The sequence below is a fragment of the Streptomyces durmitorensis genome (assembly GCF_023498005.1).
Taxonomy (GTDB): domain Bacteria; phylum Actinomycetota; class Actinomycetes; order Streptomycetales; family Streptomycetaceae; genus Streptomyces; species Streptomyces durmitorensis.
This window is the reverse complement of the sequence record NZ_CP097289.1, coordinates 1,969,437-1,991,150: the sequence shown is the minus strand read 5'-3', so window position 1 is coordinate 1,991,150 and position 21,714 is coordinate 1,969,437. Positions and strand designations below refer to the sequence as shown.

The window sequence follows — 21,714 nt, the reverse complement described above, 5'->3', positions numbered from 1 at the left end:
AGAACACGGGGAAGGCGCGGCGAATGATTGCGCCGGTCACTTGTCCGCGCACCCCAGGCGCGGTAGACCGATCTTGCCGTCGGCTTCGGCGGTCGTCGTCGCATCCTGGGGAGCAGGGCATGAGCGTCACGAGTCGGTACAAGGAGGCCTGGGAGGGGTTCTGGCGGGATGCCCCCGAGGAACCGGGGGCCGTCTTCTGGGACGCCGAACCCGCGCTCACCGTCGGCATCCATCTCGCCCTCTTCGAACCGCACATGGCGGCCGCGGGACTGCCCGTCGTGGACCTCGGCTGCGGCAACGGCACCCAGAGCCGCTTCCTCGCCGACCGCTACCCGCGCGTCATCGGCGCCGACCTGTCCGCCGCCGCCCTCGACCACGCGCGGCGCGCCGACCCGGCGGGACAGGTCGAGTTCCGTCAGGTCGACGCCGTGGAGAAGGCCGAGGCCGAGCAGCTGCACGCGGAACTCGGCGACGTGAACGTCTATATGCGCGGGGTGCTCCACCAGTGCGAGCCCGCCGACCGCCAGCCGCTGGTCGACGGCATCGCGGCGCTGCTCGGCGAGCGCGGCAGAGCGTTCGTCGTCGAGCTCGCCGAGGCCGCGGGGACGATCCTGAAGGGCCTCGCCCAGAGCCCCGATGGCCCGCCGCCGAAGCTGGCTCCGGTGTTCTCGCACGGCATCGCGCCGGGCGAGGTCGAGGACACCGCGGTGCCGGAGTACGTCGCGGCGGCGGGCCTCACGGTGCTCGCGAAGGGTGAACTGCCGCTCACCACGACGGAGTTCACCGCGGACGGCACGCGGATCGAGCTGCCGTCGAAGTGGCTGGTGGTGGGGCGGGCGGAGTGACGTCGGCAGGCATTTGCAGGTTCGCGTCAACCGTCCATAGGTTGACCCGATGGGTCTCTTCGACAAACTGACCGGCACCAGGCACCCCACCAGCGGTGTCACCCCGCGTTCGGCCGATGAGGTCCGGGCCGCGCTGCTCGGGCTCGACGGGCCGGACGTGCCGTATCGCGTGCGGCGCGCCACCCCGGCCGAGAACGCCGACCTCGTGGCGGAGTGGCGGATCCTGGAGCCCGCCTGGCACACGTTCTTCGTCCGCACCCAGCTGGACCGGACCATCAAGACCCGGATGCGGCTGGTGCCGGACAGCCACGAGGTGCGCACCGTCGACGAGCAGTGGCAGGTCTCGTGGGTCGGGGACACTCCCCGGCTCGCGCAGTCGCGCGAGTACTCGCGCGGGCAGGTGACCATGAAGACCCGGCAGTGGACGTACGAGCGCGGGGCCGACGGCAAGCTGCACAAGAAGGAGACGTTCAGTTTTGACCCCGCGGAGATGAAGGAACCCCTGCGGGAAGCGGTCCTTGGCGCGGGGTGGGTGTGGCGGGGAGTGGTGTTCAAGCTGTGAGCGCGGCTCGCGGCGTGCGGGACGCGGCGCGCAGGACGCGGGCCCGGTGAAGGCCGCGCGTCCCGCCGAGATGTGACGGAGAGTCAGGGCCGCCTGCCTCAGGGCACCTTCGGCGGCCTGATCCGCCGCGCCGCGACCACCCCCGCGGCCGCCAGCGCGCCCGTCAGCGCGAACGTTGCCGTCAGGGCGACGGATGTCGACGCCCCGTGCACATCGGCGAGGGAGACCGCCGCGCCGCCCAGGCCGCTGAGCACCGCGACCGCCAGGGTCTGGGCCAGCTGCATCGCGCCGTGCGGGACGCGGGCCCGGTGAAGGCCGCGCGTCCCGCCGGGATGTGACGGAGAGTCAGGGTCACCTGCCTCAGGGCACCTTCGGCGGCCTGATCCGCCGCGCCGCGACCACCCCCGCGGCCGCCAGCGCGCCCGTCAGCGCGAACGTGGCCGTCAGGGCGACGGATGTCGACGCCCCGTGCACATCGGCGAGGGAGACCGCCGCGCCGCCCAGGCCGCTGAGCACCGCGACCGCCAGGGTCTGGGCCAGCTGCATCGCGCCGCTCGCCTCGCCCTGCCGGTCGGCCGGTGCCTGCTCCATGGCGTCCGTGGTCGCGGCGTTGAAGGCCACGCCCATGCCCGCGCCGCCGATCGCCCAGCCGGCCACGGCGGTCAGTGCGGGCAGGGTGTCGACGAGGATGCCGAGCGCCATCACCACGATCCCCACGAGGAGCACGGCGAAGCCCGCCGCGATCGGCACGGCACGGGAACGCCCGCCCCAGCGCGCGTCCTCCCTGCCCTGCCAGGCCGCCCCGAGCACCCAGGTGATCGCCCCCGCCGAGAGCCCGAGCCCCGCCTCCGTGGCGCTGAGGTCGCGCAGTTTCACCAGGCCGAGCGGCAGGAACGCCTCGCTGCCGAAGTAGGCCCCGCAGAGCAGGAACCGCAGCACCACGCCGGTCGGCACCCCGGGCCGCACGGTGAGCGTGCCGGGAGGTGTCACCGAGCGCAGCGCGTAGATCCCCGCGGCGGCGCCGACGAGGGCCAGGGGGACGAGCAACGCCGGTTCGTGCAGCTGGAGTCCGGCCAGGAGCACGCCGGTGCCCGCGGCGAGCAGGATGCTGCGGGCCACCGGAGTCGCCCACCACCGGCCGTCCTCGACGCGCCCCGCGCCGCCGCTGCCCAGGTGGCGCAGGCGCGGCAGGACCAGGGCTGCGGCCACGGCGATCAGCGGCAGGAGGAGCACGAACACGCCGCGCCAGGAGATCTGTTCGGCGATCACGGCGGCGACCGTCGGCCCGACGAGGGAGGGGACGGTCCAGGCACCCGAGACGAGCGCGAACATCCGCGCCCTCAACCGCTGTGGATACGCCAGGGAGATGACCATGTACGCCAGCGCCATGACGGCACCGACGCCGAGGCCCTGGAGGAAGCGCCCGGCCAGGAAGGCGGGCCAGTTCGGTGCGGACCCGGCCACCGCGCAGCCGACGGCGAAGACGGCGAGTCCGAGGGCCAACGGCCGCGCGGGGCCCCGGAGATCGGCGGCCCGCCCGGCGGCGACCGTGCCGATCAGGTTCGCCAGCATCAGCGCGGACAGGCCCCAGCCGTAGGCGCCCAGGCCGCCGAGCTTCCCCGCGATCTCCGGCAGCACGGTGGCCACGCCCATCGACTCGAAGGCCACCAGGCCGACCGAGAGGACGATGCCCCAGGTCAGCGCCGTGTAGGGCGCACGAAGCACGCTCTCGTCCCCGGCGGCACGCACGCTCTCGTCCCCGGCGGCACACACGGGCTCGGGCGTGGTGAGTGCCCGGTCGGTAGGTGATTCCTGCTCAGGCAAGGTCGCCCCCTCATTTGTATTTCGATCCGGAACGGAACGAAATCACATGCTACCTATACTGCCTCCCATGGCAACCCTCGACTCCGTCGGCCGCACCGAACGTCCCGCGGGACGGCCCCGCGACACCCGGCTCGACGGGGCCATCCTGACCGCGACGGCGGAGCTCCTGGAGGAGTCCGGCTACGCACACCTGACGATGGAGGCGGTGGCGCGCCGCGCGGGCACGACCAAACCCGCCATCCGCCGCCGCTGGGCGTCCCGGCAGCGTCTCGTCGTCGCGGCGCTCGCCGAGACCATGGGCACCGCCCCCACCCCGGACACCGGCTGCACGCACTGCGACCTGATCGAGGGCATCGAGACCATCGGCCGCGCCTTCGGCGGCAATCTCGGCCGCCGCACCCTGCCCGCCCTGGTGGCCGACCTCGCCGACGACCCGGAGCTCGACCGCACCTTCGCCGACACGATCTTCCACCCCAGAAGGGCCACCACCGAGGCGGCCCTGCGCCGCGGCATCGAACGCGGCGACATCCGCCCCGACGCGGACATCGACCTGCTCTTGGACGTGCTCGCCGCCACCACCTACCACCGGGTGCTCTTCGGCCACGCCCCCGTGAGCGACTCCCTCGCCCATGACGTCGTGATGACGGTGATGGGCGGCGCCGCGACGCCCCGCTGGCGCGGGCACTACCAGCGGCGCCACTCCGACTGACGTGCCGGGTCCTGACGGCCGTGTCAGGATCACGGGCGGGGGGCTCGTACACCTTCGTACGTCCTCGTACGCCCAGGGAGTCGCCCCGTGCCGAACGACGCAGCCGCCCGCCGGAGCCCCCGCCGGGCGGCCTCGACGGCCTTGACGGACTGGGCCGACGGTCTGCCGCCCGCGTCGGGCGCCGTGGTCATGGCCACCGCCGTGCTCTCCGTCGGGCTGTACCTGCTCGGCGTGGAGTGGGCGTCGCTGGTCCTGCTCGGCGTCGCACTGGTGGTCTGGCTCTTCCTCGCCACCGTCTTCGTCAGGCACCTGCTGACCGAACGGGACCGCTGGCGCCACGAGATCGACACCCCGCCCGCACTGACCGCCGTCGCCGCGACGGCGGTCCTGGGCACCCGCATCTCCCTGCTCGGACACCAGCCCGTGTCGGTGGCACTGCTCTGCCTCAGCGTGCTGCTCTGGCCGTTGCTGATGTCCCACGTCGTCCGCCACTGGCAGAGCAGGGTGCCGGGCGCCGCCTATCTGGTGTGCGTGGCCACCCAGGCCATCGTCGTCCTCGCCGCCACGGTGGCCACCGCCGACCGGCAGACATGGCTGATGTGGCCCGCCCTCGCCCTCTTCGCCATCGGCCTCGTCCTGTACGCCGTGGTGCTGCTCCGCTTCGACTTCCGCCAACTCGCCACCGGCCAGGGCGACCACTGGATCATCGCCGGAGCCATGGCCATCTCCGCCCTCGCCGGATCGAAGCTGGTCGCCGCAGCGGCGCCGCACGGCCCACTGCGGTGGGCGACACCGGCGCACGACGCCCTGCGGGTCGTCACCCTCGTCGCTCTTGGCCTCGCCCTCGCCTGGTACGCGGTGCTCGTCGTCTGCGAACTGCGGTGGCCGCGCCTGCACCACGACGTACGCCGCTGGGCCACCGTCTTCCCCCTCGGCATGACCGCCGTCGCCGCCCTGTCCACCTCCACGGCCGCCGACGTCCCGGCGCTGTGGACCTGCGGGAAGGTGCTGTTCTGGCCCGCGCTCGCGGTCTGGGCCGTGGTCGGGGCGGGCGCGTTCCGTGCGGCGCGCGAGGGCACCGCGCCCCGGACCCCCGCCGGACTCAGCCCGCCCGGGTGACCGCGGCCCCCGGCACCACGCTCCGGGGATCCCCCTGCGCCACGTCACGCGCCACGTCGCGGGCGGTCCGCGCGAAGGTCTCGATCGCCCCCGTGCCGTGGCCTGCCCGCCACACCAGGCCGTACCCGACCGGCTCGGCGTCGGCGAAGGGGACGTACGCGACACCCGGCCGCGTGAAGTACGTCCCGGTGTGCGCGGGAGCGAGGAACGCTCCCTTGCCGCCCGCGACCATCATCAGCGCCTCCTGCATGTTGGTCACGCCGGGACCGCGGCCGATCGGTCTGCCGGACGGGGTGCGCGAAGGGACGTGGTGCTCCAGCCAGTAGTCGGGCAGCTCGCCCTCGATCGTCAGGAGCGGCACGTCCGCCAGGTCCTCCAGCGACACCGAGTCCCGCGCGGACAGCGGATGCGCCGACGCGACCGCGAGGACCCGCTCCTCCGCGAGCAGCGCGGGCCCGCCGCCCAGGTCCTCCTCGCGCACCGGGAACCCCGTGAGCTGCACGTCGAACTCGCCCTTGCGCAGCTGCCCGTACGGATCGCCGAGCGGCACCTCGCAGATCTCCACCGCGAGCCCCGGATGGCTCACGCGCAGCGCCTCCGTCGCCCGCATCACGATCTCGCCCGCCAGCGGATTGGCGAAGCCCACGTGCAGCACGCTGTCGATGCCGCGCGCGGTGGCCGCGGCCCGCTCGACGGCGGCGTCGATGGCCCGGTGGTGCGGCTCCAGGTCGGCCTGGAGCTGACGGCCGAGCGCCGTGAGGCCGACGCGGCGGCTGGTGCGGATGAACAGCGGGGCGCCGACGCGGCGTTCGGTGCGCTGGATCAGCTGGCTCACCCGGGCGCGGGACAGCCGCATGCGCTCGGCCGTCCTGCCGAAGTGCAGCTCCTCGGCCAGGAGCAGAAAGCACTCCAGTTCATCGCGTTCCATCGACGTCCCCCCAGGCGGATCGGATCGGTAAGCCTGGTTGAACGAACGTTGCGATCTTCGCCGTTGTTCCGTCCGTACGCCCTGATCGAAGGTGAGTGAGCCGGGAAATCCCGTGCACCACCGATGAATTGGCGGAGAAACGACGTGAGTACGCAGCCAGAGTCATCAGCCGGGGCGCCGAGCGCAGCCCCGGCCGCCCCGTCCGGCTTCAAGCCCCGTGAGTGGGGCGTCCTGCTCGTCCTGTGCGGCGCGATCTTCCTCGAAGGCATCGACGTGGCCATGCTCAACGTGGCCCTGCCGTCCATCCGCGCCGACCTGGGCCTGTCCACCGGGTCCCTCCAGTGGGTCATGAGCGCCTACGTCCTCGGATACGGCGGCTTCATGCTGCTCGGCGGCCGCGCGGCCGACCTCTTCGGACGCCGCCAGATGTTCGTCTTCTGGCTCTCCGTCTTCCTGGTCTTCTCCGGCCTCGGCGGCTTCGCCACCGAGGGCTGGACGCTGATCGTCGCCCGCTTCGTCACCGGCGTCGCCGCGGCCTTCATGACCCCCGCGGGCCTCTCCATCATCACCACGGGCTTCGAGGAGGGCCCGCGGCGCAACAAGGCGCTGCTCTTCTACTCCGGCACCGCCGCGGGCGGCTTCTCGATCGGCCTGGTCGTCGGCGGTCTGCTCACCGCGATCGGCTGGCGCTGGGTCTTCTTCGTGCCCGTGGTGCTCTCCGCCCTGATCCTGGCCGCCGCGCTCGCCTTCGTCCCCAAGTCCCCGCGCCCCGACCGCACCGGGCAGAGCGTCGACCTGTTGGGCGCCTTCACGGTCACCGCCGCGATCGTGCTGCTCGTCCTGGGCGTCGAGCGCGCCTCCCACGCCAGCGCCGCCGCCACGGCCGGCACCCTCGCCGCGGGGCTCGCCCTCCTCGCCGTCTTCGTCGCCGCCGAGCGCCGCTCGGCATCGCCGCTCGTCCGCCTGGGCATCTTCCGCAGCGGCGCCCTGGTCCGCGCCAACCTCGCGGGTCTCTTCTTCGCGGGCGGCTTCTTCGGATTCCAGTTCCTCGTCGTCCTCTACCTCCAGGAGCTGCGGGACTGGTCCACGCTCCAGACCAGCTTCGCGATGATCGTCGTCGGCATCGACGCGGTCCTGTCGCCCACCGTCACGCCCAAGCTGGTCGAGCGCTTCGGCAACGCCAGGGTGATCTTCGGCGGTCTACTCCTCGCCGCGCTCTCCTATGCCCTGTTCCTGCCGGTCGGCGCCGACTGGACGTACCTGGCGATGTTCCCCAGCCTGATCATCCTCGGCCTCGGCTTCGCCCTCACCTACGGACCGCTCACCATCGTCGCCACCGAGGGCGTCAAGGAGGAGGAGCAGGGCCTGGCCGGCGGACTGCTCTACACCGCCTTCCAGTTCGGTGCCGCGCTCGGCCTCTCCACGGTCACCGCCGTCAACGTCTGGGCCACCACGTCCAGTTCACCCTCCGCGCTGCTCGACGGCTACCGCGCCGCCCTGTGGGTCCCGCTCGCCGCGGCCCTCCTCGCCGCGCTGATCAGCGCCTTCGGGCTCCGCTCGCGGCCGGGCACGGTGACGGCGTCCGGCACACCCGCGGACGAGCGCACCCCCGAGATCCCCGCGACGAACTGACCGCCCCCGAAAAAGACCCAGCAAGGAGACCCCGCCATGCCCACCACCAAAGTCAGCGACTTCTCCGACCTCCAGGACACGTTCTTCTCGTACGTACGCGACATCAAGTACGCCACGATGATCACCGTCGACCGCAGGAACCGCCCACGGGCCCGCGTCCTGCTCCCCGTCTGGGAGATCGTCGAAGGACGCCCGGTCGGCTGGCTCGCCGCCTACAAGACCCCCGTCAAGACGGCCCACCTGGCCGACAACCCGCACACCACCTACTCCTACTGGAACCCACGCCAGAACACCGTCCACGTCGACGCCCTCTCCGCCTGGGCCGACGACGAGGCCTCCAGACGCCACGCCTGGGACCTCTACACGAGAGGCGGGCCGCCGGGCGTGGGCTACGACCCCGTCCACTACTGGAGCGGCGGCCCGGAGGACCCCGAGTACCACGTGATCCGCATCGACCCCTGGCGGATCCAGCTGGTCCGCGGATCGGATCTGCGCAGCACGATCTGGCAGCCCACGCCGGTCACGGCGAATTGATCACCGAGAACGCGCGGGCACGCGACGCGGTCGCCGACGGACCTGGTCCATGAGTTGACGACCGCGTAGCGTGAGGCGGCATGAAGATCCTGATCAGCGCCGACATGGAGGGCGCCACCGGCGTGACCTGGCCGGCCGACGTGCTGCCCGGTACGCCGCAGTGGGAGCGCTGCCGTTCGATGTTCACATCGGACGTCAATGCCGCCGTGCTCGGCTTCCTCGACGGGGGCGCCGACGAGGTGCTCGTCAACGAGGCGCACTGGACCATGCGCAACCTCCTCCTGGAGAACCTCGACGAGCGGGCCCAGATGCTCACCGGGCGGCACAAGTCCCTCTCCATGGTCGAGGGCGTCCAGCACGACGACGTGGACGGCATCGCGTTCGTCGGCTATCACGCGGGCGCCGGCATGGAGGGCGTCCTCGCCCACACCTACCTCGCCAACTCGATCACCGGGGTCTGGGTCAACGGCGTACGGGCGAGCGAGGGACTGCTCAACTCCCACGTCGTCGCCGAGTACGGAGTGCCCGTCGTCCTCGTCACCGGCGACGACCTGGCCTGCGAGGACGCGCTCGGCTACGCGCCAGGGGCCCTGAAGGTCGCCGTCAAGGACCATGTCTCGCGGTACGCGGCGGTCTGCCGCACCCCGAGGCGGACCGCGTCCGACATCCGGGCCGCGGCGAAGGAGGCGGCGAGCCTCGCCGTGCGGCACGACCCGGTCCAGGGCGGCCCGTTCACCGTCGAGCTCGAATTCGACGCCGAGCACCTGTCCATGGCGTCCACCGTCGTGCCGGGCGTGCGACGCACCGGCGAGCGGAAGATCGCTTACACCAGCGAGACCATGTACGAGGGCATTCGTACGTTCAAGGCGGTCACGACGATCGCATCGGCGGCAGTGGAGGAGCAGTATGGCTGAGGAGCAGCCGGGGCATCAGGTCGCCGGACACGTCGACGGGCAGGCGCTCGACGAGGTGGTCCGGTTCACCTCGGAGCTCATCCGCATCGACACCACGAACCGGGGCGGCGGCGACTGCCGCGAGCGGCCCGCCGCCGAGTACGCCGCCGAGCGCCTCGCCGAAGCCGGGCTCCAGCCGACCCTCCTGGAGCGCACACCAGGGCGTACGAACGTCGTCGCGCGCATCGAGGGCACGGACCCCTCGGCCGACGCGCTGCTCGTGCACGGCCACTTGGACGTCGTGCCGGCCGAGGCCGCCGACTGGACCGTGGACCCGTTCTCCGGGGAGGTCCGCGACGGCGTCGTCTGGGGCCGCGGCGCCATCGACATGAAGAACATGGACGCGATGATCCTCTCCGTGGTGCGCGGCTGGGCGCGCGCGGGAGTGCGGCCCCGGCGGGACATCGTGATCGCGTTCACCGCCGACGAGGAGGCGAGCGCCGAGGACGGTTCCGGGTTCCTCGCCGATCAGCACGCGTCGCTCTTCGAGGGATGCACGGAGGGCATCAGCGAGTCCGGTGCCTTCACCTTCCACGACGGGCGCGGCAATCAGCTCTACGCCATCGCCGCGGGGGAGCGCGGCACCGGCTGGCTGAAGCTGACCGCGCGCGGCAAGGCGGGCCACGGCTCGAAGGTGAACCCCGACAACGCCGTGGGCAAGCTCGCGGCCGCCATCTCGCGCATCGGGGACCACCGCTGGCCGGTGCGGATCACGCCAACGGTGCGGGCCGCACTGACCGAACTGGCCGCGCTGTACGGGGAACAGGCCGACCTGGACGCGCCGGGGTTCGACGTGGACGCGCTCCTGGAGAAGCTCGGCCCGGCCGCCGACCTCGTGGCGCCGACCGTACGCAACAGCGCCAACCCGACGATGCTGCAGGCCGGTTACAAGGTGAACGTGATCCCCGGCGAGGCCGTCGCCTATGTGGACGGCCGCTTTCTGCCAGGCGGGGAGGAAGAGTTCGCCGTCACTCTTGACCGGCTCACCGGAGCGGACGTCGACTGGGAGTTCCACCACCGTGAGGTGGCGCTCCAGGCGCCGGTCCACTCGTCGACGTACGCGAAGATGCGCGCGGCCGTCGAGGAGTTCGCACCCGAGGGACACGTCGTGCCGTACTGCATGTCCGGCGGCACGGACGCCAAGCAGTTCTCACGACTGGGCATCACCGGCTACGGCTTCTCGCCGCTGAAGACACCGGAGGGTTTCGACTATCAGGCGCTCTTCCACGGAGTCGACGAACGCGTCCCGGTCGACGCGCTGCACTTCGGCGTCCGCGTTCTCGACCGCTATCTGAGAACGGCCTAGGGAACACAACCGATCATGGGGGAAGAAAAGGACATGATGCAGACCCAGGCTTACGGATCATGGCCGTCACCCATCGACGCGGCGCTCGCCGCGGCCCACGACGGCTCACCGGCCCATGTGGGCTTCGTCGGGGACGAGGCGTGGTGGACCGAGCCGAGGCCCGCCGAAGGCGGCAGGCGCGCCCTGATCCGGCGGCGTCCGGGCGGCGCGGAGGAGTCCGTGCTGCCCGAGCCGTGGAACGTGCGCAGCCGGGTCATGGAGTACGGGGGGCGTTCCTGGGCCGGGGCCGAGGGGCCTGAGGGTCCGCTGGTGGTGTTCGCCAATTTCGCGGACCAGCGCCTGTACGCGTACGAGCCCGACACCCCCGCAGCCGCGCCGCGCCCGCTGACTCCGCTCTCCGGCGTGGGCGGCGGACTGCGGTACGTCGACCTGTGCGTGCACCTGGACCGGGGCGAGGTCTGGTGCGTCCTGGAGGAGTTCACCGGCCAGGGGCCGACCGATGTGCGGCGGGTCGCCGTCGCCGTGCCGCTCGACGGAACGGCCGCCGACGACCGCGCGGCGGTGCGGGAACTCTCCGACGACCGGCACCGGTTCATCACGGGACCCCGCCTCTCGCCGGACGGCGCCCGAGTGGCGTGGATCGCCTGGGACCACCCCCGGATGCCGTGGGACGGGACGGAACTCCTCGTCGCCGAGATCAGGGCGGACGGCACCTTCGGTGCGCCGCGGGTGTACGCGGGCGGCCCGGAGGAGTCCATCGCGCAGGTGGAGTGGGCGCCGGACGGGCGGCTCCTGTTCGCGAGCGACCGGACCGGGTGGTGGAACCTCTACCGCACGGACCCGGTGAACGGCGGGCACGAAGCCCCGGTCTGTCCGCGCCAGGAGGAGTTCGCGGGCCCCCTGTGGCAGGTCGGCTCCGGCTGGTTCGCGCCCCTGGACAGCGGCCTGGTCGCCGTCGTGCACGGAAAGGGCGCCACCGCGCTCGGCGTGCTCGACCCGGAGACCGGCGAGGTCGTCGACGCGGCGGGCCCCTGGACGGAATGGTCGGCGACCGTCGCGGTGAACGGCACCCGGGCCGTCGGCGTCGCGGCGAGCCCCCGCAGCGCGTACGAGGTCGTGGAGCTGGACACGAGCACCGGCCGCGCCCGGGTGATCGGCGCCGCGCACGACGACCCGGTGGACACCGCGTACTACCCCGAGCCGCGCATCCGCACCTTCAGCGGCCCGGCGGGCCGCGAGATCCACGCGCACGTCTACCCTCCGCACCACCCGACCCGCGTCGCCCCCGACGACGAGCTCCCGCCGTACGTGGTGTGGGTGCACGGCGGCCCCACCGGCCGCTCCCCGCTCGTACTCGACCTGGAGATCGCCTACTTCACCTCGCGCGGCATCGGCGTCGCGGAGGTCAACTACGGCGGCTCGACCGGCTACGGACGCGCGTACCGCAACCGCCTGCGCGAGCAGTGGGGCATCGTCGACGTCGAGGACTGCGCGGCCGTCGCGCTCGCGCTCGCCGACGAGGGCACCGCCGACCGCGAACGCCTCGCGATCCGGGGCGGCAGCGCGGGCGGCTGGACCACGGCGGCCTCGCTGACCACGACGGACGTGTACGCCTGCGGCACGATCATTTACCCCGTCCTCGACCTCACGGAGTGGGCCGCGGGCGGTACCCATGACTTCGAGTCGCGGTATCTGGACTCGATGATCGGGCCGTTCGACGAGGTGCCGACGCGGTACGTGGAGCGTTCCCCCGCGGAGCACGCCGACCGGGTCAGCGTGCCCTTCCTGCTGCTCCAGGGGCTCGACGACGTGATCTGCCCGCCCGAGCAGGCGGAGAGGTTCGTCTCCGAACTGGAGGGGCGGGGCGTGCCGTACGCCTACATCGCCTTCGAGGGCGAGGGGCACGGATTCCGCCGCGCGGACACGCTGATCCGCGCCCTGGAGGCGGAACTCTCCCTCTACGCCCAGGTGTTCCGCCTGAACCTGTCCGGCGGCGCCCCCACCTTGGAGCTCGCCAAGTGAACCCCCTGACGCGTCCCGCGCGGCTGACCCCGGGCGCGCGGGTCGCCGTCGTGGCGCCCAGCGGGCCCATTCCCGATGAGCGGCTCCAGGCGGGCCTGGACATCCTGCGCGGCTGGGGCCTGGAGGCGGTCGTCGCCCCGCATGTCCGCGACCAGCACCCGCAGTTCGACTACCTCGCGGGCACGGACGCCGGTCGCGCACGCGACCTCCAGGAGGCGTGGTGCGACCCCTCCGTCGCCGCGGTGCTCTGCGCGCGCGGTGGCTACGGCGCCTTGCGCATGGTGGAGTCGATGGACTGGGCGGCGATGCGGGCCGCGGGTCCCAAGATCTTCGTCGGCTACAGCGACATCACCACGCTGCACGAGGCGTTCGCGGCGCGGATGGGCCTTGCGACACTGCACGGCCCGATGGTCGCGGCCCTCGACTTTCTCAAGAACCCCCGCGCCCAGGAGCACTTGAGGGCCACGCTCTTCGAGCCGGAGCGGGTCCAGGTGATCGCTTCGGACGGTTCGGCGCTCGTGCCGGGCCGGGCGCGGGGCGTCACGCTCGGCGGCTGCCTCTGCCTGCTCGCCTCCGACCTCGGCGCCCCCGGGGCGCGCACATCGGCGCGGGGCGGTCTGCTCTTCCTGGAGGACACCGGTGAGGAGAACTACCGCCTCGACCGCTATCTCACTCAACTCGCCCGCGCGGGCTGGCTGGAGGGGGTGAGCGGGGTCGCGCTCGGCTCGTGGGTGGACTGCGAGGCGTACGACACGGTGCGGGCGCTGCTGCTCGACCGGCTCGGTGGGCTCGGGGTGCCGATCGTGGAGGAGTTCGGGTTCGGGCACTGCGCGGGGGCGTTGACCGTGCCGTTCGGCGTGGCGGGCGAACTGGACGCCGACAGCGGGACGTTGACGTTGGACGTGCCTGCGCTGGCGTGAGGCGGGTCCCGACTGAGCGGCATCCCGTCTCGCTGAATCTCCGTCAACTCCCGGCGAGAAACTCCTGTCACGAGCGTTGACCCACGCCTGACACGTGTCACAACATGACCCCTGGCCGGTTACTTACCGGTCGGTAGTCGGCTGTCCTCAGCGTGGAGGTCTCGTGTCCCGTCGTACCGCATCCCGTCGTGCCGTCTCCCGCTCCCGCGCGCCGCTCGCCCTGGCCGTCGGCGCCGCCCTTGCCGCGCCCCTGGCGCTCGCGGCGCCCGCGCCCGCGAGCGCCACCGGCCAATTCACGGTCACCCCGCTGAAGTTCACGGTCGATGCGGGCGGCAGGAGCTGCACCGTCGACGCCGACCTCTACCGCCCCGCAGGTGTGGACGCCGCGCACCCCGCGCCGGCCGTCCTCACCACGAACGGCTTCGGCGGCAGCAAGTCGGACGGTTCGACGGCGGCCACCGGCAAGGCCTTCGCCGAGCGCGGCTATGTCGGGCTCGTCTACTCGGGGCTCGGCTTCGGCAAGTCCGGCTGCCTGATCTCCCTCGACGACCCGAAGACCGACGGCAAGGCGGCCTCCGGGCTCGTCGACTTCCTCGCCGGGAAGCGCGCGGCCGACGACGGTACGACGATCGACTACGTCACCAAGGACGGCAGGGCCGATCCCCGCGTCGGCATGATCGGCGGTTCGTACGGCGGGGCGATCCAGATGGCGACGGCCGCAGTGGACCACCGGGTCGACGCCCTCGTACCGATGATCACCTGGAACGACCTGAGCTACTCCCTGGACCCGAACAACGCCTCCGACCGAAGCGTCCCCGGCGCCTCCAAATGGCAGTGGATGAACGGCTTCTACCTCATCGGCGAGGGCCAGCCGCTCCTGGAGCCGAGCCTCGACCCGTCCCGCATCAACTCCCTGACCTGCCTGCACTTCGTCACCAAGGCCTGCGAGACGATCCGCACGCTCAACTCGGGCCGCTACCCCGCCGACAAGACCGAGGCCCTCCAGGAGTACGCGCGCAGCGTCTCGCCCGTCTCGTACCTGCCGCAGGTCAAAGCGCCCACCCTGCTGATCCAGGGCCAGGCCGACAGCCTCTTCAACCTGAACGAGGCGCAGGCGACGTACGAGACGCTCAAGGCGCAGGGCACCACGACGAAGATGATCTGGCAGTCCTGGGGCCACAGCGGAGGCCTCACCGACGCCGCGTCCGGTGAACTCAACCTCTCCGAGGGGAACTTGGAGACGAGCTACGTGGGCAAGCGCGTCCTGTCGTGGTTCGACCGCTACCTCCGGCAGGACAAGGGCGCCGACACCGGACCCGCCTTCGCCTACCACCAGGACTGGGTCCCCGCCGACAGCGGACCGAACGGCACCTACGCGACCGCGTCGAAGGTGCCCGCCCTGAACCAGAAGCTGTACCTGTCCGGCGACGGCAAGCTCGTCGACAACCGGAAGAAGGTCGCGCGCGGCAGCCGCGAGTACCGGAACTGGCTGATCCCCACCAGCCACGCCGAGAGCTCACTCGCCGGCATGATCGGCCTGCCCGACCCCGCCCCGCGCGACACCAAGGGCACCTACCTCGACTGGACGACCGAGCCGCTGACCACGGCCGTGGACGTCGTCGGCTCCGCGAAGGCCACCCTGAAGGTCGTCTCGCCCAGGACCGAGCGGGTGCAGAACTCCGGCGACGCGGCCGACAAGCTGGTCCTCTTCGCCAAGCTCTACGACATCGCGCCCGACGGCAAGAAGACCCTCGTGCACCGGCTCGTGGCGCCCGTGCGCGTGCCGGACGTGACGAAGCCGTTCACCGTGTCGCTGCCGGGGATCGTGCACCGGTACGAAGCGGGGCACAAGCTGCGGTTCGTGGTGGCGGCCAGTGACGACGCGTATGCCGGGAACAGGGGAGTGAAGCCGGTGACCGTCACCAGCGCGCCCGATGACACCGGGGTGATCCAGCTGCCCGTCGTCCGCTGAGCCTCCTGGAGCTCACCCGGGCTCACCCGGACGGCCCACACCCCCACCCCGGAGGGGCACCCACCGCGCGCGAACCCGGCCCAGCTGCCCATGCTGGTCACCGGGGGAGGCCGGTCGATTTGCTCCGACGGAAGGGTTCACGATGAGTCCAAGCACCTCCTCGGGCGGCTCCAAGGGCAGCTCGGGCGGCGGCGGTGGCGCAGTGACGCCCGGCAGGATCGTCGTCGCCCTGCTCGCCGTCCTCACCTTGGTCTTCATCTTCGAGAACACCCGCAGCACCAAGATCAGGCTGCTGATCCCCGAAGTGACCGTGCCGCTGTGGATGGCCCTGTTCGGCACGGCGGTGATCGGTGCGCTGTGCGGGGCGTACTACATGCGGAGGCGCAAGTGAGGATGCTCATCAGGCGTGCGGGAGTCGTCGCGGGCGCCACGCTCGCCGCGGGCGTCATGACCGTGACGACCGCGGCGGCGGCAGGACCGCCCATGCCGGACTTCCGGGGGCAGGGCCTCGCGCGGGTCTTCTCCGGCGTCGACTACCGCACCCGCGTCGAGGTGCGCGACGTCAGCGGCCGGCAGCGCAACGTCCTGTGGCCGCTCAGCTGGAAGGTGTGCACGCAGTCTCCGGCTCCCGGCAAGGAACTGACCGGGCAGACGGTCACCATCGGCGTCGTGAAGAAGGCCGAGCGCTGCCCCGTATAGGGAGCGGCTAGCGTGTCCGGATGTCCGACGACACCGTTCATCTCGCCGAGGGGCCCCGCGTGGGCATACGCCCCTTCACCCATGCCGACGGCCCTGAGTTCACCGCACGCGCGCGGGAGAGCCGGGAGCTGCACCGCCCCTGGCTCTTCCCGCCCGCCACGGACGAGGCCTACGCCGCGTACGCGGGCACCCTCATCGAGGGCCGGGGCAAGGTGGGGTTCCTGGTCTGCGACCGGGAGGCGGGCGGCGCCATCGCCGGGTTCATCAACATCAACAACATCGTCGCGGGTGCCTTCCGGTGCGGGGCGCTGGGGTACGGCGCCTTCGCGCACGCGGCGGGCCGCGGCCTGATGGGGGAGGGGCTCGGGCTCGTCGTGCGGTACGCCTTCACGGTGCTCGACCTGCACCGCCTGGAGATCAACGTCCAGCCCGGCAACACCGCGTCGATCGCCCTCGCCCGCCGCTGCGGCTTCCGGCTCGAGGGCTTCTCGCCGGACTTCCTCTTCGTCGACGGGGCGTGGCGCGATCACCAGCGGTGGGCGCTGACCGCCGGGACGACCCGCTAGCGGCGCGACGACTTCTGGTTGATCTTCATGGTGTCCATGTCGGTCGCCGAGCACTTCAGGTCGCGGAAGCCGAGGCCGCGCGCCTTTGCATAATCCTGACCGGGATAGCCCCTGGTCGGGACGGCGGCGACCGTGTTCCATGGTGATCGTGACGACCACCGTGCGACGTGACGTACTGACGCTGCCCGCCGCCCCGTTGGGCCCCGAGAACCCCCTGCCGCCACTGCGGCCGCTCCGTGAGGTGCACACCCTGGACGAGCGCGGCAGACAGGGCCTGCCGCGCGACATGGCGCGGCAGCTGGGGTACGAGCCGCTGCGCGGCATCCTGCCGACGCGGGTGCTCGACGGGTACGGACGCGAGCGGACCGAGACCACGCTCGACACCCTGGTCGTCGAGAACGACCGGCTGCGCGCCACCGTCCTGCCCGGTTTCGGCGGCCGTGTCCACTCCCTCTTCCACAAGCCGACCGGGCGTGAACTCCTCTACCGCAACCCGGTGTTGCAGCCCGCGGCCTTCGCGCTCAACGGCGCCTGGTTCTCCGGCGGCATCGAGTGGAACATCGGCGCCACCGGCCATACGACCCTGTCCTGCGCGCCGCTGCACGCCGCGCGCGTGACGGCGCCCGACGGCGGCGAGATGCTGCGGCTCTGGGAGTGGGAGCGGCTGCGGGACGTGCCGTTCCAGGTGGACCTGTGGCTGCCCGAGGGGTCCGACTTCCTCCATGTCGGCGTGCGCATCCGCAATCCGCACGAGAAGGCGGTGCCGGTCTACTGGTGGTCCAACATCGCGGTGCCGCAGGAGCGCCGGGTCCTCGCCCCGGCGGACGAGGCATGGCACTTCGGGTACGCGGGCGGGCTGCGCCGGGTCCCGGTGCCCGAGACCGACGGGGTCGACCGGACGTACCCGCCCCGCAGCGAGTACGCCGCCGACTACTTCTACGACGTACCGGACCGGGCGCGCCGCTGGATAGCCGCTCTCGACGACGACGGGCACGGCCTCGTCCAGACGTCGACCGACCTGCTGCGCGGCCGCAAGCTCTTCGTGTGGGGGTCCGGCACGGGCGGGCAGCGCTGGCAGGAGTGGCTGACGGAGCCGGGCACCGGCGGGTACGCGGAGATCCAGGCGGGCCTCGCGCGCACGCAGCTGGAGCACGTGCGCCTGGACGCCGAGAGCGAGTTCACGTGGCTGGAGTCGTACGGACCGCTGTCGGCGGACCCGGGCCTGGTGCACGGCGGTGACTGGCCCGCCGCGCGCGAGGAGGCGCGGGCGCGGCTCGCCGACGCGCTGCCCCGGGCCGCGGTGGAGGAGGCGTACGACGCCTGGCGGCCGTGTGCGGACACCGAGCCGGGCGAGGTGCTCGCCACCGGGTCGGGGTGGGGCGCGCTCGAAGTCCTGCGCGCGGACCACAAGTTGCCGGGCACGCCGTTCGCCGAGGACACGCTGGGCCCCGAACAGGAGCCGTGGCTGGAGTTGTTGCGCTCCGGCGCCGTCCCCGAGCCGCGCCGGGTGGCGCCGCCGGGGCCGACCCTGGTCGCCCCGCACTGGCGGGACATGCTGGAGACGGCGCCCGCGCGGCCGGTCGCCGAGTACCACCTGGGCGTGGCACAGTGGCACGCGGGCGACCGTGCGCAGGCGGTGCGCAGCTGGGAGCGGGGCCTCGAACTCGCCCCGTCGCGCTGGCCGTTGCTGCGGTGCCTCGCGGTCGCCGACCAGGATGCGGGCCACATCGAGCGCGCCGCGGACCGGTACGCGGAAGCCTTCGACGACCTGTGCCAGGAGCGGCGCGACGACGGCACCCTGTGGACGTCCGCGAGTGCGGCCCTCGGCAGGGAGGCGATAGGCGTCCTGCTCGCCGCCGGACGGCAGGCGGCGGCGCGCGGCGTATGGGAACGGCTGCCCGCGTCCACACGGGCGGAGGGCCGCTTCCGCCTCGTCGAGGTCCAACTGCTCCTGGCCGAGGGGGAGAGGGACGCGGCGCGGGCGATATTCGACGAGGGCTTCGAGGTGGCCGACCTGCGCGAGGGCGCGGAGGTCCTGGGCGAGCTGTGGCACGCGGCGACCGACGAAGAGCTGCCCGCTCGGTACGACTACCGGATGCGGGCCGCCTCGGAGGAGTGAAGGCCCTGGGAGGGGCGGGGCAGCCGCCCCTCCCAGGGAGTCGGCGGGGCGCGGGGCTTCGGGGTGGTGGATGTCCCTGGGGGGGTGTCGGCCGCCCCCCAGGGCACCGGCTACGCCAGCTCGCCGTTCCTGGCCACGATGTCGCCGTGGTGGTCACCATGCCCGGCTGCGGCGGATCGGCCCTGGCCTGTGGCGGGTTGCTCCTCGCGTATGAGGAGGAGTCGGCGGGGCGCGGGGCTTCGGGGCGGTGGGTGTCCCTGGGGGTGGGTGTCGGTCGCCCTCAGGGGGTCGGGCTACGCCAACTCGCCGTTCCTGGCCACGACCTGGCCGCCGTGGACCACCATGTCCCGCTGCGGCATGTCCACCAGGACCTGCGGCAGGCACTCGCCGCGTACGAGGATGAAGTCGGCGGGGGCGCCGGGCTTCAGGTCCGCGTGGTCCAGGCCCATCACGTCGGCGCCGCCGTGTGCGCCCACGCCGTAGCAGTCGGCGAGTTCGTCGTCGAGGCGGACGTCGGTGACCCAGCCGAGTATGTGCGCGCGGTGCAGCATGTCGGCGTTGCCGAACGGGCTCCACGAGTCGCGCACCCCGTCCGAGCCGAGCCCGACCCGCACGCCGTGCTCGCGCAGCTTCGCGATCGGCAGGACGAGCGACTCGTTCGGCGCGACCGTCGTCAGGGAGATGTCCTGCTCGCCCAGGTCGGCCGCCATCTTGTCCAGTTCGGTGTCGGACAGGTTCGGCAGGCAGAAGACGTGGCTGACCGTGACCTTGCCGCGCAGGGAGAGGGCGCGGGTGCGGTCGATGATGGCCCGCAGGACCTTGGTGCCCTTCTCGTCGCGGTCGTGCAGGTGGATGTCCACGCCGACCCCGTGCCGGTCCGCGAGGCCGAAGACCAGGTCGAGCTGCTCGTCCATCGCGTTGTCGAAGCTGATCGGGTCGATGCCGCCGACCAGATCGATCGCGCCGGAACGGGCCGCTTCCTCCAGGAGCTCAGCCGTGCCGGGAGTCCGGATCACGCCGTGCTGCGGGAAGGCCACGACCTGCACGTCCAGGGCGTGCCCGAGCCGCTTGCGGGCCGCGTTCACGCCCTCGACGCCGGCCAGGTCGTACGCGGGCGCCACGTCCACGTGGGCGCGCATCGCGCGGGTGCCCCGGGTCACGGCGTGCGCCATCAGGCCGTACGCCCGCTCGCCGACGGGCCGGGGCTGGCTCTTGAACACCTCCACGTCCTGGGCGCAGTAGTCGGCGATGCCGCTCGCCGGCTTCCGCGTGATCCAGGAGCTGCCCCACGTCGTCTTGTCCGGGTGGATGTGGGCGTCCACGAGCGAGGGCAGGGCGACCCGGCCGCCGCCGTCGATCACCTTGGCGCCCTTGGGGGCCCGGCCGTCCGTGATCCGGCCGTCGACCACCGTGAGGTCGACGGGCTTCTTCGCGCCGAAGGGGCGGACGTCGCGGAACACCACGGCCTTGGGGCGGTGGCCGTCGCCACGGGACGAGGCGGTGGCCGGGGAGCCGGCGGCCACGGCGGCTCCGGTACCGGCGAACGCGGCGGCGGCGCCGAGCACGCCGCGGCGGGAGAGAGGCGTCATAGGGGTCTCCTTCGGGGATGGGGTGCGCAGATGACTGCCGAAAAGGGGACGGTGGGGTTCAGAGAGCGATGCCCGAACGGACCACGCGCAGGGGCTTCTTGAGGACCGTCACGTCGGACAGCGGGTCGCCGTCCAGGAGGATCACGTCACCGGCGAAGCCACGCGCGAGGCTGCCCGCCGTGCGCTCGAGGCCGAGCAGCTTCGCGGCCCCGGTGGTGGCCGTGCGGATCGCGTCGAGCGCGGAGAGCCCGGCCTCGCGCATCAGCTCCACCTCGCGGCCGATGGGCTTGATCTTCCCGCCGGAGGAGTCCGTGCCCGCCGCGAGCGGTACGCCCATCTCGTGCGCGGCGAGCACGGCCCGCTTCAGGACCGGCAGGTACTGGCGGCCGCGCTCGGCGAGCACCGGGTCCGGGGAGTCGGCGAGACCGGCGATCGCGGTGAGGGTCGGCGTGAAGTACGTGCCCCTGCGCCGCATCTCGTGCAGCGTGCGCTCGCCGACGAACGCGCCGTGCTCCAGCGAGCGGATGCCCGCCATGACGGCGTCGTGGCAGCCCTTCTCGCTGTAGCTGTGGCAGAGCACGCCCTTGCCGCCGCGCCGGGCCGCCGCGACCACGGCGGACAGCTGCTCGCGGTCGTACACCTGGGCCAGCGGGTCCTGCTCGGGCAGCCCTGCCCGCTCGTTGACCCGGGTCTTGATGACGTCGGCGCCACGGGCGAGGTTGACCTCGACGACGCGGCGCAGCGCCTCGGGCGAGCGCACGCCGTCCCGCAGCCTGGCCAGCGGGGTCAGCTCCGGGTCGGCGAGGATCGTGTCGCCCAGGTCGGGCGTGACGAAGACACCGGCGGCGCGCAGCCGGGGCGCCTGCTCCGGGGCCTGGCGGGCCAGTTCCCGCACGGCGATGTCCTGGAAGAAGTTGGTCGAGCCGCTGCGGGCACTGGTCGCGCCGAGCAGCACCGCGTCGCGGGCCTCGGCGGCGGTGTTGAGGTGGATGTGCCCCTCGACGAGGCCCGGCAGGATCCACTGCCCGTGCGCGTCGATCACCTCGGCCCCGTCCGGCACCTCGGTCCGCCCGCGCCTGCCCGCCGAGCGGACGACGCCGTCCACGATGACGACCACCGCGTCCTCGGTCACCTCGCCGGTCGCGGGGTCCAGGAGGGTGCCGCCCTCGATGACCAGATCGCCGCCGGTCTGCCGCCCCTCGCGAGCGGCGGCGCCCGCCTGGGGAGCGGAGGCGGCCAGCACGGCCGTGGTCCCGGCGAGCGCCGCCGCACCCGCGAGGACGCCGCGGCGGGTGAGCCGGGAGGAGGGCGGAGGAATGGACTCGACGCACATGGGACTGCTCCAGGGCGTGTTGCGGAGGGAACGCGTCCGCAGTTTGTATACCAAGCTGGAGCCGCCCGCAAGGAAGGGCGAG

The 21,714-nt window shown here is 72.6% G+C and carries 20 protein-coding genes; 15 read left to right on the top strand and 5 right to left on the bottom strand.

Features of this window, described 5'->3' with window-relative positions; all coding sequences use genetic code 11:
* Positions 1-119: 119 nt before the first annotated feature.
* Together M4V62_RS09110 and M4V62_RS09105 are read left to right on the top strand one after the other, a co-directional pair.
* On the top strand, positions 120-845 hold the full coding sequence (locus tag M4V62_RS09110; RefSeq protein WP_249586733.1) for a class I SAM-dependent methyltransferase: 726 nt from the start codon (positions 120-122) through the stop codon (positions 843-845).
* Between the two features lie 49 nt (positions 846-894).
* On the top strand, positions 895-1,407 hold the full coding sequence (locus tag M4V62_RS09105; RefSeq protein ID WP_249586732.1) for a hypothetical protein: 513 nt from the start codon (positions 895-897) through the stop codon (positions 1,405-1,407).
* A gap of 98 nt (positions 1,408-1,505) precedes the next feature.
* Here the strand turns inward: M4V62_RS09105 and M4V62_RS09100 are convergent, their stop codons facing one another.
* Together M4V62_RS09100 and M4V62_RS09095 are read right to left on the bottom strand one after the other, a co-directional pair.
* Positions 1,506-1,691, bottom strand: a complete 186-nt coding sequence (locus M4V62_RS09100) for a hypothetical protein (RefSeq protein WP_249586731.1) — start codon at positions 1,689-1,691, stop codon at positions 1,506-1,508.
* Positions 1,692-1,767: 76 nt separating this feature from the next.
* Complete coding sequence (locus M4V62_RS09095) at positions 1,768-3,231, bottom strand: MFS transporter (protein ID WP_249586730.1); 1,464 nt, start codon at positions 3,229-3,231, stop codon at positions 1,768-1,770.
* A 67-nt stretch (positions 3,232-3,298) separates the two neighbouring features.
* Here M4V62_RS09095 and M4V62_RS09090 point away from each other — a divergent pair, with 67 nt between their 5' ends.
* Together M4V62_RS09090 and M4V62_RS09085 are read left to right on the top strand one after the other, a co-directional pair.
* The gene (locus M4V62_RS09090) at positions 3,299-3,940 is read left to right on the top strand and encodes a TetR/AcrR family transcriptional regulator (RefSeq protein ID WP_249586729.1); all 642 of its coding nucleotides are present in this window, start codon (positions 3,299-3,301) and stop codon (positions 3,938-3,940) included.
* 87 nt (positions 3,941-4,027) lie between these two features.
* Positions 4,028-5,059 carry a tellurite resistance/C4-dicarboxylate transporter family protein gene (locus M4V62_RS09085; RefSeq protein ID WP_249586728.1) on the top strand — a complete coding sequence of 344 codons (1,032 nt, stop codon included), beginning with the start codon at positions 4,028-4,030 and terminating at the stop codon, positions 5,057-5,059.
* On the opposite strand, the gene M4V62_RS09080 is transcribed toward M4V62_RS09085, so the two are convergent.
* Positions 5,043-5,987, bottom strand: a complete 945-nt coding sequence (locus M4V62_RS09080) for a LysR family transcriptional regulator (protein ID WP_249586727.1) — start codon at positions 5,985-5,987, stop codon at positions 5,043-5,045. The genes M4V62_RS09085 and M4V62_RS09080 overlap by 17 nt on opposite strands.
* Positions 5,988-6,131: 144 nt before the next feature.
* On the opposite strand from M4V62_RS09080, the gene M4V62_RS09075 reads away from it, so the two are divergent.
* The 11 genes from M4V62_RS09075 to M4V62_RS09025 all read left to right on the top strand — a co-directional run bounded on the left by M4V62_RS09075 (position 6,132) and on the right by M4V62_RS09025 (position 18,710).
* Positions 6,132-7,619, top strand: a complete 1,488-nt coding sequence (locus M4V62_RS09075) for an MFS transporter (protein ID WP_425575025.1) — start codon at positions 6,132-6,134, stop codon at positions 7,617-7,619.
* A gap of 36 nt (positions 7,620-7,655) precedes the next feature.
* Entirely contained in the window at positions 7,656-8,153 is a 498-nt protein-coding gene (locus M4V62_RS09070; protein ID WP_249586726.1) for a pyridoxamine 5'-phosphate oxidase family protein, read from the top strand.
* 80 nt (positions 8,154-8,233) lie between these two features.
* Positions 8,234-9,067, top strand: a complete 834-nt coding sequence (locus tag M4V62_RS09065) for a M55 family metallopeptidase (RefSeq protein WP_249586725.1) — start codon at positions 8,234-8,236, stop codon at positions 9,065-9,067.
* Positions 9,060-10,412: a M20/M25/M40 family metallo-hydrolase gene (locus tag M4V62_RS09060; RefSeq protein ID WP_249586724.1), complete on the top strand. Its 1,353-nt coding sequence runs from the start codon at positions 9,060-9,062 to the stop codon at positions 10,410-10,412. The genes M4V62_RS09065 and M4V62_RS09060 overlap by 8 nt, the downstream gene beginning before the upstream one ends.
* A 36-nt stretch (positions 10,413-10,448) precedes the next feature.
* Positions 10,449-12,434 (top strand): dipeptidyl-peptidase 5, encoded by a 1,986-nt coding sequence (locus tag M4V62_RS09055; RefSeq protein ID WP_425575048.1) that lies wholly within the window; start codon positions 10,449-10,451, stop codon positions 12,432-12,434.
* Positions 12,431-13,354: a S66 peptidase family protein gene (locus tag M4V62_RS09050; protein ID WP_249586722.1), complete on the top strand. Its 924-nt coding sequence runs from the start codon at positions 12,431-12,433 to the stop codon at positions 13,352-13,354. Before M4V62_RS09055 ends, M4V62_RS09050 begins: the two co-directional genes overlap by 4 nt.
* Before the next feature lie 163 nt (positions 13,355-13,517).
* Complete coding sequence (locus M4V62_RS09045) at positions 13,518-15,326, top strand: CocE/NonD family hydrolase (protein WP_425575026.1); 1,809 nt, start codon at positions 13,518-13,520, stop codon at positions 15,324-15,326.
* Between the two features lie 142 nt (positions 15,327-15,468).
* Positions 15,469-15,717, top strand: coding sequence for a LapA family protein (locus M4V62_RS09040; RefSeq protein ID WP_249586721.1), 249 nt, complete (start codon positions 15,469-15,471; stop codon positions 15,715-15,717).
* Entirely contained in the window at positions 15,714-16,025 is a 312-nt protein-coding gene (locus M4V62_RS09035; protein WP_425575027.1) for a hypothetical protein, read from the top strand. Before M4V62_RS09040 ends, M4V62_RS09035 begins: the two co-directional genes overlap by 4 nt.
* Positions 16,026-16,045: 20 nt before the next feature.
* Positions 16,046-16,591, top strand: a complete 546-nt coding sequence (locus M4V62_RS09030; protein WP_249586720.1) for a GNAT family N-acetyltransferase — start codon at positions 16,046-16,048, stop codon at positions 16,589-16,591.
* 139 nt (positions 16,592-16,730) lie between these two features.
* Positions 16,731-18,710, top strand: a complete 1,980-nt coding sequence (locus M4V62_RS09025; protein WP_249586719.1) for a DUF5107 domain-containing protein — start codon at positions 16,731-16,733, stop codon at positions 18,708-18,710.
* 293 nt (positions 18,711-19,003) lie between these two features.
* On the opposite strand, the gene M4V62_RS09020 is transcribed toward M4V62_RS09025, so the two are convergent.
* Positions 19,004-20,299: an amidohydrolase family protein gene (locus M4V62_RS09020; protein WP_249586718.1), complete on the bottom strand. Its 1,296-nt coding sequence runs from the start codon at positions 20,297-20,299 to the stop codon at positions 19,004-19,006.
* A 58-nt stretch (positions 20,300-20,357) separates the two neighbouring features.
* Positions 20,358-21,632: an amidohydrolase family protein gene (locus tag M4V62_RS09015; protein ID WP_249586717.1), complete on the bottom strand. Its 1,275-nt coding sequence runs from the start codon at positions 21,630-21,632 to the stop codon at positions 20,358-20,360.
* Positions 21,633-21,714 lie beyond the last annotated feature (82 nt).